Origin of the sequence: Microbispora oryzae (assembly GCF_017896165.1) — a bacterium.
Classification (GTDB): domain Bacteria; phylum Actinomycetota; class Actinomycetes; order Streptosporangiales; family Streptosporangiaceae; genus Microbispora; species Microbispora oryzae.
In genome coordinates this window covers 468184-482554 of the sequence record NZ_JAFCNB010000001.1, presented here as the reverse complement: position 1 = coordinate 482554, position 14371 = coordinate 468184, and the positions used below count along the sequence as shown (strand labels likewise).

11 protein-coding genes and 1 tRNA gene are annotated in these 14371 nt (G+C 68.9%); 4 read left to right on the top strand and 8 right to left on the bottom strand.

All coding sequences use genetic code 11. From position 1 onward, the window contains the following. Positions 1-207 precede the first annotated feature (207 nt). Together JOL79_RS02180 and JOL79_RS02175 are read left to right on the top strand one after the other, a co-directional pair. Positions 208-2676, top strand: a complete 2469-nt coding sequence (locus JOL79_RS02180; protein WP_210153885.1) for an ATP-binding protein — start codon at positions 208-210, stop codon at positions 2674-2676. Positions 2677-3762: 1086 nt separating this feature from the next. Next, a complete protein-coding gene (locus tag JOL79_RS02175; RefSeq protein WP_210153884.1) occupies positions 3763-4110 on the top strand; it encodes a hypothetical protein in 348 nt (115 codons plus the stop codon). 251 nt (positions 4111-4361) lie between these two features. Here JOL79_RS02175 and JOL79_RS02170 read toward each other — a convergent pair whose 3' ends face one another. The 3 genes from JOL79_RS02170 to JOL79_RS02160 form a co-directional block, all read right to left on the bottom strand. Beyond that, positions 4362-7019: an RICIN domain-containing protein gene (locus JOL79_RS02170; RefSeq protein ID WP_210153883.1), complete on the bottom strand. Its 2658-nt coding sequence runs from the start codon at positions 7017-7019 to the stop codon at positions 4362-4364. A gap of 484 nt (positions 7020-7503) precedes the next feature. Continuing rightward, positions 7504-7743 carry a hypothetical protein gene (locus JOL79_RS02165; protein ID WP_210153882.1) on the bottom strand — a complete coding sequence of 80 codons (240 nt, stop codon included), beginning with the start codon at positions 7741-7743 and terminating at the stop codon, positions 7504-7506. A 250-nt stretch (positions 7744-7993) separates the two neighbouring features. Then, positions 7994-8070: transfer RNA gene (locus JOL79_RS02160), tRNA-Ile, on the bottom strand. A gap of 261 nt (positions 8071-8331) precedes the next feature. On the opposite strand from JOL79_RS02160, the gene JOL79_RS02155 reads away from it, so the two are divergent. Then, positions 8332-9378, top strand: coding sequence for a substrate-binding domain-containing protein (locus JOL79_RS02155; protein WP_210153881.1), 1047 nt, complete (start codon positions 8332-8334; stop codon positions 9376-9378). On the opposite strand, the gene JOL79_RS02150 is transcribed toward JOL79_RS02155, so the two are convergent. The 4 genes from JOL79_RS02150 to JOL79_RS02135 form a co-directional block, all read right to left on the bottom strand. Further along, on the bottom strand, positions 9363-9632 hold the full coding sequence (locus JOL79_RS02150) for a hypothetical protein (RefSeq protein ID WP_210153880.1): 270 nt from the start codon (positions 9630-9632) through the stop codon (positions 9363-9365). The genes JOL79_RS02155 and JOL79_RS02150 overlap by 16 nt on opposite strands. Positions 9633-9641: 9 nt before the next feature. After that, on the bottom strand, positions 9642-11315 hold the full coding sequence (locus JOL79_RS02145) for a sodium:solute symporter family protein (RefSeq protein ID WP_210153879.1): 1674 nt from the start codon (positions 11313-11315) through the stop codon (positions 9642-9644). Between the two features lie 83 nt (positions 11316-11398). Continuing rightward, entirely contained in the window at positions 11399-11542 is a 144-nt protein-coding gene (locus JOL79_RS02140; RefSeq protein ID WP_210153878.1) for a hypothetical protein, read from the bottom strand. A 236-nt stretch (positions 11543-11778) separates the two neighbouring features. Next, a complete protein-coding gene (locus JOL79_RS02135) occupies positions 11779-12282 on the bottom strand; it encodes an SRPBCC family protein (protein WP_210153877.1) in 504 nt (167 codons plus the stop codon). A gap of 154 nt (positions 12283-12436) precedes the next feature. Here JOL79_RS02135 and JOL79_RS02130 point away from each other — a divergent pair, with 154 nt between their 5' ends. Continuing rightward, positions 12437-13348 carry a LysR family transcriptional regulator gene (locus JOL79_RS02130; RefSeq protein WP_210153876.1) on the top strand — a complete coding sequence of 304 codons (912 nt, stop codon included), beginning with the start codon at positions 12437-12439 and terminating at the stop codon, positions 13346-13348. A gap of 48 nt (positions 13349-13396) precedes the next feature. Here the strand turns inward: JOL79_RS02130 and JOL79_RS02125 are convergent, their stop codons facing one another. Next, positions 13397-14221, bottom strand: coding sequence for a patatin-like phospholipase family protein (locus JOL79_RS02125; RefSeq protein WP_210153875.1), 825 nt, complete (start codon positions 14219-14221; stop codon positions 13397-13399). Positions 14222-14371: the final 150 nt, after the last annotated feature.

The window sequence follows — 14371 nt, the reverse complement described above, 5'->3', positions numbered from 1 at the left end:
AGTCGCGGCCCGTCCTGACATATCTCGTAGGATCGATCAGCCGGCTCGCCTGAGCCTTATCGGTTTTCGCTCTCTTGGCGGGAGTGCGGATCGTGGCAGCGTGGCCACACATCATGGTGCCAGCTTTCTCGAACTATGAAACAGGCTGTCCCTTTCCCCTCACCGGGACGTTTGATCGGACGTTCCATCGGAAGTTAGTCTCACGGCATGATCGCAAATGGGACTTCTTCCGGGCGGGGCGCGTTCGCGGCGTTGCTGCGGTGGCATCGGCTTCGATGCCGGCTCACTCAGGAGGAGCTCGCCGAGCGGGCGGGTATCAGCGCGCGGTCGGTCGGCGAGATGGAGCGGGGGCGCAGTCCCCGGGCTCGCACGGTGGAACTGGTGGCGGCGGCGCTGGAGCTTGCCGGTGCTGAGCGGGAACGCTTCATCGAGTCGGGGCGTGCGCTCTCATGGGCCGACCGCGTCCCGAACGGCCGAACCGATCGCGAGAAGCCCGAGCGACCGTGGGCCGCGCCTGCGCAGTTACCTGCCGACGCCGGCGACTTCACCGGCCGCGAGCGGGAGATCGCCGCCGCGGTACAGGCACTGAGTGAGACCGATGCGGCGCCGCGGACCTGCGTGGTCACCGGCGCGCCGGGCATCGGCAAGACGGCGTTCGCCGTCCATGTCGCGCACCAGGTGCTGTCTCGGTTTGCCGACTGCCAGCTGTTTGTGAACCTGCGCGGCGCGGACGCCGCGCCGGCCAGGCCGCAGGAGGTGCTCGCCGGGTTCCTGCGGGCGCTCGGTGTGGACCCAGGATCGATTCCTGAAGAACTGGACGAGCGCGCGGCGCTGTTTCGCACGCTGATGTCGCGCAGTCAGGCACTCGTTGTGCTCGACAACGCCTCGGACGAGAAGCAGGTACGGCATCTGTTACCCGGCTCGGCGAACTGCGCGGTGCTCGTCACCTCCCGCAGGCGGCTCGCCGGGCTGGGTGCGCAGGCACTCATCGGCCTGCGCCCGTTCAATGAGCAGGAGTCAGTAGACCTGCTGGCGCGCATCGCCGGAGCCGAACGGGTCGCCGTAGAGGCCGAGAGCGCGCGCGAGGTGGGGAGGTTGTGCGGTGGTCTGCCGCTCGCGCTGCGCATCGTCGGTGCCCAACTCGGGGCCCGACCACATCACCGGTTACACGACCTGGCCCGGCGCTTGGCCGACGAGCACCGGCGGCTGGATGTGCTGTCTTATTCCGATCTCGCCGTGCGGGCCAGCTTCGACGTGGGCCACCAGGTATTGAGTGAGCCGGAACGGCGGCTGCTGCGGCGCCTGACCGTGCTCGACGTCCCGGACTTCCCGTTGTGGCTGGCCGCCGCGGTGATCGGTGTAAGCCTCACCGAGGCTGAAGACCTGATGGAACGGCTGGCCGAGGCCCACGGGGTGGAGCCGCTCGGACGGGATCGTGCCGGGCAGATCAGGTACGGCATGCACGACCTCCTGCGCGCGTACGGCCGCGAGCGGATAGCCGAAAGGGAACCGGCCATCGGCACGATCCAGACCGCCGCCAGGCATCTGGCCAGCCTGGCCGCCGCGGCACGAGAGGCGGACCGCGGGCTGGACTACCAGGTGCGGCTGGCCCGTAAGATCGGCTCTGGAGTAGATCCGGAGATCCTCGCGCTCGCCGCCGAACATGGGATCGGTTGGCTGGAGGCGGAGTCGTCCACGATTTCCGGCCTGGTCGGACAGACCCTGACACTCGAGCTGTTCGAGGAGTGCTGGGCAATCGCCCTCGCCGGGAGCTGGCTGTCCGCCGTGCAGAACTCTCCAGCCGAATACCGGACACTGCTGTCCACCGCGCAGCAGGCGGCCCGACGATCGGGCGACCGGCGAGTCGAAGGACTGTGCGCCACTCTGCTCGGCGACTTGCACATGTTTCTCGGGCGCGTCGACGACGCCGATACCCTGTTCGACACGGCCGAGCGGATCTTCACCGACCAGGACGAACCGCACGGTCGGATTGAACTGTGGAAGTCACGCGCGATGCTGGATCGCCGGCGCGGTCGCCATGACGACGCCATGCGCCGCTACTTGCACATCCGGGAAGTCGCGCCCCAGATCGGAGATGACCTTGCCGAGGCCATGGCACTGCGTGGTCTGGCCCAGATCCACCTGGGCGAGGGGCATCCGGACGAGGCCCTGCCCCTACTCGAAACGGCCTTGGAGGTGGCGTCGAGGAGTCAGATGTCCTGGTGTCGTCTCACCGTGCTGCTCTACATGGGCGAGGCATACCGGCAGGCGGGGCGCCTTGATGAGGCTGGTGCGATGTTGCTCTCGGTGGCCGGCGCGTTGGCCGACATAGGGGATAGGAAGGGCGAAGCCCATGCCCGCCTGGGGCTGGGCCGGGTCGCCATCGACAGCGGGGAATATGCGGAGGCCGACGCCCAACTGGCGCTCGCAGCGGATCTGGCGACCCACAACCAGGAAAGGCACGTCCTGTCCCAGATCCGGCTGGCCGTCGCCGAGGTCCGGCTGCGTACCGGACAGCAGGCGGAGGCCGTGCGGATAGTCGGGGAAGCCATGCCCGCGATCATCTCGATGGGTGCCGCCCCCTTACATGCTCAAGCTGAGGACATCCTCCGCAGAACCAGCCGCCCGGCCTCGCTCGTCCCGCGCCTGAACGGAGACCGTCGCAGTAGGGAGTGAGGCGATCTCTCGCATTCGGCGTACGGTCGTGGAATCGTTCCGTGCGGCCCCTTCCTTCCGGGCGTGAACGGGGGATACCTCGGCATCGGGCTGGACGTGCTCGGCAACTACTTCGGCGACTGGGAGCAGACGGCGACGTCGAACTTCTCCACCACAGGACCTTGGCCGTCGACGCTGCCGGGCGAACTTCAGGGAACCTTGACCGCGATCCCGAGAACCCGTGCCTGCGGCTTACTCCTTCGGCTTCGCCGCCTCGACGGGGCTGTTCACCGACGTCCACTTGATCCGTAGCGTAATCGTCTCCTCTCTGCTGCCCACACCCCCACTCTCGTCATCGGTGTCGACGAGTCCACCCGCGACTGCCGACGCCACGACCTCTCCGAAAACATCGATACGGCCGAAGGAGTCTCACAAGGCCCGCCACAAGTTCACGGCGGCCGGCTCGAGCAAGACGCGTACGCACACCTCGAACGGCTCGGTTACCCCCACGTGGGCTCACAGCCGCAGCGAAAACTTCGCCCCGGTCATCATCGTCTCCGGTCACCGCGGGAAAAGGACGAAGCCGCAACACGCATGAGCCGTAACGGCCGGTCCGAGGGGAGTCGGTAGTGGGCGGCGGTTCGACGGGCGGGGCAGCGGTAGATCGCCTCCGGGACTTCGTAGCATCATCGTGAACAAGGAGGGCAAGGTGGCGCCGAGGGCACCTGATGAGCGGCGCGACCGCTCCAGCTTCGCCTACGACGGAGCGCCGGGAACAGGCCGGACGATGCCACCTCGGCATCGCTTAAGAACCTGACTGGCCTAGGCCCAGAAAGTAGGGCGAAACCGCCATCTGGTTCAGTTCGAAGATCCAACCGTCACGACAGGCACGCCGACGACTCAGATCTCCTTGCAGCGCAGCTGCTCGCACCCTTCCGACGACGCCCGAATGGCTGCCGGGCGTCGGGCTCGAGGTCGCCCAGAGGCTCGAGGTCGCCCAGAGGCTGGTGCGCCAGGCCCACCCGCGAGTGCCCGTACTCCGCCTGAGGCTCCGCACCCTGGTCACCGCCGGCGATCCGGCCCATCCTTGGAGTGGGAGGTGCTGGCATGCTCTACCGGATCCTGGCGGACACGATCACGAGCTGGGTGGACGCGGACTTCCCCCGCGACGACGGCGAGCGGCCCTCGGGCACGCGGCTGCGCGGGGCGTGGGCGTCGGGAGGTCCATGCTCCTCGCTGGACGGGCTGCGCCTGCCGCCGCTGAACAACCGCCGGGTCCGGTTCTGGTACACCGAGGAGGGCTGGCGCGTGTATGGCCGGGCCCACTGGGCCGAGCTGCGCGAGGCGGGTCACACCGTACGGGTGATCCGCGTCAAGAACGCCCCCGGCTCCCGGGTGGCCTACCGCGACCGCTACCAGGTCGCCCTTCTCCCTCCGTCGCCGGGAAGGCGCTGACGACCGCCGCCGGATCCCGGCGAGGCCATCCCGCACTCGGTTCGGGGAGGCGAGACCCTTGGAACCAGGGTGGGAAGACCCGCCCGAGCGCGCTGCCACCGCGCGGCCGGGTTTCGTCGCGGCGGCCTCGGTCGAGCAAACCAGAACACCAAGCTCCGTGAGCTCACGCGTGACGGCACGCTACCGGTTTCCTCATCGGGTGCGGCGCAGGGTACGGCCCGGCCGCCTTGGCCGGGCCGCCCCAGGTGGTCTCAGGCCGGGACCAACTGCCATTGCTGGTTGGCGCCGCCGTTGGCGGTCCACTGCACGACCTGGGCGCCGTCGGAGGTCGACGCGCCGTACACGTCTGCCAACAGCCCGCTGCTGTAGCTGACGATCGTGTAATAGCCATCGCCGGTGGACCGCAGGTACCACAGCTGGTTGGTGCCACCGTTGGCGGTCCACTGCTGCAGTTGCAGCCCTTGGGTCGTACTGCTGCCGTTGACGTCGAGGACCTTGCCGGTGGGGACGTAGCGCAGGGTGTACGTACCGCCCTGACCGCTGGTGACGGTCCACGCGGCGGAACCGGACTGCTGCACGGCCTTGGCGCCGTCGGCGGAAGAACCGCCGGCCACGCCGAGCGGCTTACCGCTGTTGCGGTTGACGATGCGGTAGTCCGCGCCCGACACCGGGCCGCTCGGACCGGATCCGAGGTTGAAGTACTCGACCGCGTCGCTGAACGTTGTGGCGCCCGACTTGGTGGTCGTCAGCACCAGGTACACCCGTGAGCCGCTCGCCGGTGTGGTGAAGGTGACCGGCTGGGTGACCCGCGTGCCGAGCGGGATGTTCAGTGTGCTCTCCCCCGACGCGATGACGGTGCCGTCGGGCCGGTCGAGCCGTGCGGACCAGGAGAATCCGACGGAGGTGCCGCGCAGGTCGTCGTTGAAAACGGTGATGTTTCGCGTGACGGAGGCGTTGGCGGCGTAGGTGTTCACGGCCTGCGGCAGCGGGAAGCTGCCGTTGGCGTCGGAGACACCGGACGCCGACCAGTAGGGCAGGTCGATCGCCGTGACGGGGTTGAACGCGGCTTGGACACGCTGGACCTGGGGGTTGCTCCAGGGATCGGACAGGTTGTCCGCGCCGTAGAGCGGATGACCGCCCTCCTCCGGCACGAAGTCCGTGGTCCGCACGCCGGGAACGAAACCGGCCCACGCGGACAGCAACGTGTACGGGCGCAGGTCGGCGGCGTCCTTGCCACGCTTGGCCGCCGTCGCCGTGGCGAACCACATGAAGCCCTGCTTGGTGTTGCACTTGTTCCAGACGTACTCGCCCTCACCGTCGGGCCGGCCGGTCGCGGGAGCCAGTCGCTCACCGTACTGTCCGACGCCGTCGAGGTAGTGCGCGAAGACCGCGAAGTTGGCGTACCTCATGTTCGGGTAGCGGCTGGGCGAGTCGGCGCCGGGCGCGGCGTCGAGGCTGACCGGGCGGGTGCCGTCGTTGCCGTTCATCGCCGCGTAGAGATCCTGCTCGAACTGCTCGGAGTCATTGCCGAAGGTCGGTTCGTTGGCCTGGCTCCAGCGGATGACCGCGGGATGATTGCGGTCCCGAAATGTGAGTGCGCGGGCGTGGGCGACCATGTTGTCATGCCCGGCGACGAAGTCCTGCGCGCTGCCGCGGATGCCGGTCTCGTCAATGATCATCAGGCCCATCTCGTCGGCCACGTCGAGCATGTACGGGCTGGCCGGCTCCTGGTGGATGCGCACCACGTTGTAGTTGAGCCGCTGGTAGTTGTCCACGGCCTGTGGCCAGCCCCCGTTGCCCGACGAAGGCGGGAGGAAGCCGGGCAGCGTGTCGTAGGCGTCGCCTTTGCCGCCGTTGTTGATCCGGTCGTAGTCCGCGCCCTGCAGGTTGTCGCCGCGGAAGTTCACGCGGACGCCGTTGATGTAGTAGTACTCGCCGTTCTGGGTGGTCTCGCGGAACCCGAACCGGTACGTCGCGTCACTGGTGCGGCCGTCGTCGGTCGCCGCGTGAACCTTCAGACGGTGGAGCTGGGCTCGATATCCCGACTTGTAGGGGACGTTCGGCCACCAGTACGAGACGCTGCCGAGGCTCCACGCGACGGAGTCGACCGTGACCTTCGCCGTCGACCGCGCCGCCACGGTCACGGTGCGGGCCGGCGGCGCGGGGTAGCTGAACGTCCCGCCTCCGTCCGACGAAAGCTCGCCGGTCACCGTCACCGTTCGGGCGCTGCCCGAGGTGTTGGTCACCCATACGTCGTAGCCGAGGGTCTGGTTCGCCACCGACGTGCGGATGAACGTGTCACTGACGTACACGGCCGGATACACCCGCAGGAACGCGGAGCGGTAGATGCCCTGCGGGACCGCCTCGGACCAGTCGGCGGCCACGGGCACGATGTACTTGCCGTTCGCCGAGTTCTTCAGCGCGCCGCGGCCCTTCACGTCAACGCTGATCGTATGAGTGGTGCCCGGGGCGGCGTAGGCGCTGATGTCGAACTTCGACGGGGTGAAGGCCGTGGTCTGCGTCGCGACCACCCGGCCGTCCACCGACAAGGTCGCCTGGTGGTTCACGGCGCCGAACTCGATCCACGTCGACTGCGGCTGCCCCGAGTCCGGCACCGTCACCGTACGCGAGTACACCGCCTGGGACACATCGGTGAAACCCTGCTTGTACCAGCCACCTCCGGGCACCTTGATCGACGTCGTCGACCGGCCCGCCGGGGTGAAGCTCCACGTCCCGGCGAGATCGACCGAGGCGACCGCGGCGTTGCCCGCTGTGAAGCCGTCGACGTCTCCAGCGGCGGCGGCGACCGACGCGGTGGACTCCGATGATGCGGACCGCTGTGCCGCCAGAGCCGGCTGAGCCCCGATCAACGCGACCAGCAAGGCCGCCACCACAGTCGGCCATCTCATCGGCCGCCCGGCGCGATGAGAAAGATCGCTCCGATTCATGCATGATCCTTCCGGGTGCATCCCTTGTGCGATGCGCGTCTCATCCGGCCGTCATCCGCGATGCCATCAATGGCGGCGCCCCGGCGTCCGTCCGCCACGCCCGCGGCGATGGTGCCGTCCCTCTGCAGACGTCACTGCCTGGCGGTTGAGGCCGTCGCGGTTCATCCGCGAGAACCGACGGCTTGATGGGGGGCACGCTGTCTCCTGACAATGGGAGCGTCGTATCGGTTCGACGGTATGGCCGGACATCACGTATAAAGCCGGGGGTATCACCTGTCAAGGCTCAGGGTTCCACAGAGATAGGATGACTGCGGCCGTCCGCTCCCCGTCACGGTCGATTGATATCGGAAATCCCGATCCTTATGTAAGTTTCAGGCCGCGTTGGACACCTTGTACGTAGGATGTATCGGCGGCTCCGGAACTGGCGGCGAAGCTCGTCGGCAGCTCATGAGCGGACCTGGGGATGCTCGTGCGGCGAGTAGTTGCCGGCGATCACATACAGCTTCTCGCCGGGCCAGCGCGCCCGGAGTGTCTTGAGGAAGGACATCACCTCACGCCAGCGTTTGCGCGTGCGGATCCGGTAGCACAGCTTGCCGGTGGCCCGGTCGAGCGCGGCGATCAGCTGCCAGCTCACTCCACCGGCTCGGAGGAGCCGCCGCAGGTGCTCGCGGCTGATCGCCGCCACCCGTCAACGCCTATGATCACACCCTAATCAGAACCCTGAAGAGATCCGGGGTCGTTCGGCGTACGGGCGCGGAATCGTTCCACGAGGCGTCGAAACCGCCTGGCTTACCTGGGGAAACGGTGCCGCGAGCATTCCGCGCATGTTCCGCGACCAGTGGCATATGGCTGCTCCAGGCCGCCTCGGCTGCATGTCCGGACAAGCGTGACCAACCGTGAAACCGCAGGTGAGACCGCGGATGGCTGGTCGTACGTGGTAGGGCGGGTGGGACTTGAACCCACGACCCACGGATTATGAGTCCGATGCTCTGACCGGCTGAGCTACCGCCCCGCAATGGTGGAGTCTCTCACAACTTAGCGGCTGAGGGGATCGTCGAAGGCCCCCTCCGACGCGTACGCCCGTAGCGAAAGGTGGACACGCCCCCCACGGGAGTGCCCGCGACGAGCCGGCGTCGTGAAGATCGGCGTCAAGAAGACCCCAACCATGGTCTCGCACCGCGTATGACCGGGCGTTATGTCCTGTTTGGTCGGGTACGGGGGATGGGTCGGCTCCGTTACGTGGGTGGCTCTGCGAGGAATCGGGGGGATCTGTGTGGGGAGACGACTGGCGTCATGGTGTGCCGGGCTGGTCTTCCTGGCGGTGCTTCCCGGCTGTGCCGGTCCCCGGGAGAACCCGGACACGGGTCTCGCGGCCGTGGGGACCGTTCGTGACGGCTTCCGGATCGGCCTGCTGCTGCCGGAGCGGGAGAGGTATGACAGGGAGGATCGGCCCGCCGTCGTCCGGGCGATCTCCTCGATCTGCCGTCGTTGCCAGGTCGTCTACCGCAACGCCGAAGGCGACCCGGCGAGGCAGGAGCGTCAGGTGGCGGCGCTGCTGGCCGATGGCGTCCGGGTGCTGATCCTCGGCCCGGTGCGGCCCTCCGGCACGGCGTCCACGGTGGCGCGGGCGAAGCTGCTCGGGGCGAAGGTCGTCGCCTACGACCGGCTGGCGAACGGGCCCATCGACGGCTACGTCTCTTCCGACCCGGCGGCGATGGGGGCCCTGCTGGGGCGGGCACTGCTCGACGCCGTCCGGGCTCGCCGCGTGGCCTCGGCCGGGCCGGTTGTGCTGCTGAAAGGGCCGCCCGGCGATCCGTACGCGGCGGCTCTCGCCACTGGGGTGCGCTCCGTCCTGGACGGCCGGCTGACGATCGGCTGGGAGGGCGATGTCGCGGACGGTGGTCCGCGAGGAGCCCGGGAGGAGACGGAGCGGGCCCTTTCGGCGCTCGGCGGGCCGGGGGGTGTCGCGGGTGTCTGTTGTACGAACGACGTGATGGCGGGCGGCGCGGCGGACGCGCTGGTGGCGGCGGGAGCCAAGGGGACTCCGCTCGTGGGCGTGGGGGCCGGTCCGGGGGCCGTCCTGCGGATCGGCGACGGCCGCCAGACGGCCGCGGTGCGCATGCCGGTGGCGGCCGAGGCCGCCGCCGCGGCCAGGATGGCCGTCGACATCGCGGTCGGCCGCTCCGGAATGCCAGGAGCCGGAACCGGAACGGAAGCGGGAGCCCGGACGGCCAGGGTGGACAACGGGACCACCGTGGGGATCCCGGCGGTGCTGATCCCTCCCGTTCTCCTCCGGGCGGGTGTTCACGGCGCCGGGTGAGCAGCGTCCCCCTCGTCGGCGACCGGCGAGTCGTCGGACGGGGTTTCGGACGGGCGCAGGCGTTCCCAGAGCAGGAAGGCGCCGCCGATCACCAGCATGCCGATCCCGGTCCACAGGTTGATCCGGATGCCCTCGGCCTTACGCAGGGCGGCGGAGCCGTCCAGGAGGCCGGTGGCGGTGAGGATGAGTCCGTACACGAGGAACAGACCGCCGATGACGCGGCGGATGTCGAAGAGCTGTCGAGGGGCGGCCATGGCGACCTCCTACAGGAAGGGCAGGTAGAACGCCGCGGCGAGGACCACCGCCCCGGCGCCGAGGGCCACGGGGGAGCGGTACCAGGCGCGGTCTCCCGCCAGCGCGTCGTCCGCGACGGACGCGTCGGACAGTCCGTAGACGAGCCCGCGCAGCTCGCCGTCCGGCTTCGGGGCGGTGACGAGCGTGACGACGACCGAGACGATCGCGTCGACCACGAAGGCGACGCCCGCGCCCCAGAAGCTGGCGTTGAGCTCGGTGCCGAAGTCGAGCACGCCCGCCTTGTAGAGCATGTACGACCCGAAGGCGCACACCGTGCCGGTCAGCAGCCCCCAGAAGCCGGCCCACGGGGTCATCCTCCGCCAGAACAGGCCGATGATGAACGTCGCGAACAGCGGCGCGTTGAAGAACGCGAACAGTGACTGGAGGTAGTTCATGAGGTTGCCGAAGCCGGCCGCGATGAAAGCGGCGCCGATTCCGGCGGCGACGCCGGCCAGGGTGGCGATCCGGCCGAGCCGCACGTACCACTCGTCGGGGTGGTCGCCGTTGACGTGCGCCCTCCAGATGTCCTGGGTGAAGACCGTGTTGAAGCCGCTGATGTTGGCGGCCATGCCGGCCATGAACGACGCCAGCAGGCCGGTCACCGCGACGCCGAGCACGCCGTTGGGCAGGAACTCGTTCATCAGCAGCGGGATCGCCTCGTTGTACGTCGGGCCGCCGTCCTTGCCGAGGTCGCCGAACAGCACGAGCGCGATGAGGCCGGGGATCACGGTGACGATCGGGATGACGAGCTTCGGATAGGCCGCGACGATGGGCGTGAGCCGGGCCGCGTGGGTGTTGCGGGCCGACAGCGCGCGCTGCACCTCGGCGAAGTTGGTCGTCCAGTAGCCGAACGACAGCACGAAGCCGAGGCCGAGGACCAGCCCGATCCAGTTGGCGTTGAGCGGGTTGCCGCTGCCGGCGGTGTGGGCCCAGGTGTGCAGCCCGCCCTCGCCGAGGACGCTCTCCCTGACCTTCTGGCCGAGCCCGGAGAAGCCGCCGACCCGGGTCAGGCCGATGATCACCACCGGTACGAGTCCCGCGACGATCACGAAGAACTGCATGACCTCGTTGTAGATCGCCGACGACAGGCCGCCGAGCGTGATGTACGCGAGCACGATGGCCGCCGACACCACGATCGACAGCCACAGGGGCCAGCCGAGCAGGGCCTCCATGATCAGCGCGAGGGCGTACAGGTTGATGCCGGAGATGAGGATCTGGGCGAGGGCGAACGTCCCGGCGTTGAGCAACTGCGTCGCCCCGTTGAAGCGGCGGCGCATGAACTCCGGGACGCTGTGCACCTCCGACCGGTAGTAGAACGGCATCATCACGACGCCGAGGAAGACCATGGCGGGGACCGCGCCGATCCAGTAGTAGTGCAGGGTCATCGCGCCGTACTGCGCGCCGTTCGCCGCCATGCCGAGCACCTCGGTGGCGCCGAGGTTGGCGGACATGAAGGCCAGGCCGGTGATCCACGCGGGCAGCGCGCGGCCGGAGAGGAAGAAGTCCAGACTCGACCGTACGGCCCGCCTGGCGGCGAAGCCGATCCCCAGCACCACGAGGAAGTACAGGGCGAGGATCACGTAGTCGAGGACGTTGACGTCGAGCCGCAGATCCTGTGCGGCCAGTAAGGGGGCATCGGGCACGCGACGTCGGCTACCCGCGTTGTCCCGTCTCTCACCTCGACGTGCCCGCTGCCGCCCGCAGAGCGTGCGCACTCGGCCGGGGGTCAACTCCCCGATGTCCCCATCGGCCGGGGGAGGTGGGCGGCGGCGCTCTCGGCGTTGTCGATCTTCAGCAGGTCGCGGTCGGCGATCCGGCGCAGGTACGGCGGCAGGCGCAGATGCCGGTCTGCGGCCCGGCTGCGATCCACGCCTTCAGGATCGGCGGCGGGATGTGGGCCGCTTCCGCCTCGATGGCGCGTACCAGGGCGAGATGGTCGGAAAGGAGGTCACCGCGGCGACCCGGTCGAGGGAGAAATCGATCGGGTCCTGCTCCAGATCCACGACCTTGTGCGGGTGCCGATCCATGATCTGTGGGTTCACTCCATGAGCAGTGATCGACGCTGGGGATGATCTTGATCGCTGGACCGTGGCTTAAGGTCCCTGATCAGATGGCCGTTACCCGGGGCTCCGCGGCGGTCTTGATCGAGCCGAGCCAGCGCGTCAGCTCGGTGTGCAGCTTCGCGCTGTTGTAGAAGAGCCCGAGCAGGGTTCCGGCCATGGACTCCTCGGTTCGCAGGAGTGTGGTGCCGTCCTCACGGGTGGTGATGACGTGGCGGTGCGCGGCGCGCGAGCCCATCGCGCTGCCGGTCCAGGTGATCTCGCGGAGCGGCTCGACGACGGCGAACCGTGAGGCGATGGAGGTGCGGCCGTTGACCCAGGTGAACCGTGTGTCCACCGTGACGTCGCCCTCGCCGGCGATGCGCACGTCGTGGATGGCCGGGTCGAATGCCGACCAGCCGGCAGGGTTGGCGAGCAGGGCCCATACGCGCTCGGCAGGTGCGTCGATCACCACCTCGTGCGTGGATCGGATGGGCGCGGCCTCGTCGATCCGGTGCCGCTTGGCGTAGTTCTCGTGCAGCTCGTCGAGCGACGGTCCGCGGTAACGCATCTCCTGAAACATTCGAGGGGCTCCTTCGCGGGCCTGGTTCAGGCCGTTCAGCAGGGGTGACGCGTCCCACTCTCGCCTGCGGGCTGGTCCCGATCAACGACGGGTCCGATAACCTTTCATTAACCGAACGCTTAAAGATCAGGACAACCGGCACGTGGAGCTCCGCGATATCGAGATCTTTCTGGCGCTGGCCGAGGAACTGCACTTCAGCCGCACCGCGGAACGCCTCCACATCACCCCGGCCCGTGTCAGCCAGTCGATCAAGAAGACCGAACGCCGGATCGGCGTGCCCTTGTTCGACCGCACCAGCCGCGCTGTGGGGCTCACCGCTGCCGGGCAGCGGCTCTACCAGTCCCTGCGGCCCGCCTACCAGCAGATCGTCGATGGGGTCGAGGACGTGTCGGTCTCCGCCGGCGACATCAGCGGCACCCTCACCCTGGGCACCATGGGACCTCAGGGCTGGATGATCAACGGCATCGTCGAACGGTTCCAGGCCAGGCACCCGACCGCCCGGCTCGTGCACTGCGAGCTCAACGTCGTCGACCCGCTCACACCCCTGCGGGAGGGCACGATCGACGTGGCCCACCTGTGGCTGCCGGTCCGCGAACCCGACATCACCGTCGGACCGATCACCCACACCTCACCAGTCGTCTTGGCCATGGCCGCCACCCACACCTACGCGAACCGCGAATCGGTCAGCCTGGAGGACTACGGCGACCTGACCTTCATGACGCCCCGGTCACCGATCCCGGCGTCCATGGAGGAAGCCTTCCAACCCTTCCGCACCCCGTCAGGCCGCCTCATCGCCCGCGGCCCGACCGTCTCCAACTGGGAGGACGAGCTCAAGGCGACCGCCACCGGACAGGCCGTCGCCGCCGCTGCCGCCGAGGCCGCCCGCTTCTACGCCCGACCCGACGTGGTCTACATCCCCGTCCGTGACGCCCCACCCATCCGATGGGCCTTCGCCTGGCTCACCGCCAACGCCAACCCCCTGATAGGCGCCCTCACCGACGCGGCTACCGACGAAGCCGTCCGCATCGTCACGGAACGCTCCGCCTCCGCCTGAGCCCTTCGCGGGCCCGCGCCAGGGCCCGCGCCAGGACCAGTGGGTGCGTCAGGACCAGACGGCGGCGATCGGCTCGGCGAGGGCGGGGGCCTGGTCGAGGCCGGCTCTGAAGGCCGGTCCCCACAGCGCCGGGTCGAGCACGTTCGTCCCGAACGCCGCGAGAGACGCCTCGTCCGGATGGATCACGTACGACGTGGCGGCCCCGGCCTCGCCCAGCTCGGCGTCGAGGACCTCGCGAGGGGTCAGGGCGCCGAGCGGTTCGAGCACCACGATCGCCCGGGCTCCCGCGGCGAGGTCGGCGTTGGTCACCGATCGGACGCCGCCGTCCACGTACCGCCTGCCGTTGATCTCCACGGGCGGGAAGACCATCGGCACGGCGCAGCTCGACGCGACGGCGAGCACCAGCGGCACGTCGGCGCGCCGGTCCCACACCACGAACTCGCCGGTCGCCGCGTCGACGGCGGTGATCAGCAGATCGCGTTCGGGCCACAGCTTGATCGGCAGGCGCTCGCCTATCGCGGCGAGCCGATCGGCCGCGTGGTCGACCGCGGCCGCCAGGGCCATCTGCCCTACCCTGCGCCGGGCCTCCAGACGGTCGAGTGACGGGTCGGACATGACGGCGAAGGCCCGCATCGTCGCCTCGACGTCGACGGCCGGGGGCGGGCCGGTGTCCACGGCGATCTGGTGGGCGACGGCCTCCTCCAGGTCGGCGCCGGTGGACACCAGTGTGCCGACGACCGATCCGGCGGAGGTGCCGACGACGCGGTCCGCGGTCCCCAGGTCCACGCCGAGGCGGCGCAGGCCGGTGAGGATCCCCGCCTCCCAGGCGATGCCCGCCACCCCGCCGCCGCCGAGGACAAGAGCAGTAGTCATAAGCAGAATTATGTTCTTACTGGTGGCGTGTCCAGCACAGACCTCATTAGTTCACTTATCCAACTATTGACGGCATCCGCGTCCTGTGTGAATCTTCCGTCAGTTCCATGCACGTGGGCGGTCGACGGTCAGGGTCCCCACCTGGTCGTG

What these genes read in the sequence shown, in the direction of transcription:
- JOL79_RS02175 (WP_210153884.1), top strand. Translation starts at nt 3,763, where the DNA reads ATGCTCTACCGGATCCTGGCGGACACGATCACGAGCTGGGTGGACGCG.
- JOL79_RS02170 (WP_210153883.1), bottom strand. Translation starts at nt 7,019, where the DNA reads ATGAGATGGCCGACTGTGGTGGCGGCCTTGCTGGTCGCGTTGATCGGG.
- JOL79_RS02125 (WP_210153875.1), bottom strand. Translation starts at nt 14,221, where the DNA reads ATGACTACTGCTCTTGTCCTCGGCGGCGGCGGGGTGGCGGGCATCGCC.
- JOL79_RS02180 (WP_210153885.1), top strand. Translation starts at nt 208, where the DNA reads ATGATCGCAAATGGGACTTCTTCCGGGCGGGGCGCGTTCGCGGCGTTG.
- JOL79_RS02150 (WP_210153880.1), bottom strand. Translation starts at nt 9,632, where the DNA reads ATGGCCGCCCCTCGACAGCTCTTCGACATCCGCCGCGTCATCGGCGGT.
- JOL79_RS02135 (WP_210153877.1), bottom strand. Translation starts at nt 12,282, where the DNA reads ATGCGTTACCGCGGACCGTCGCTCGACGAGCTGCACGAGAACTACGCC.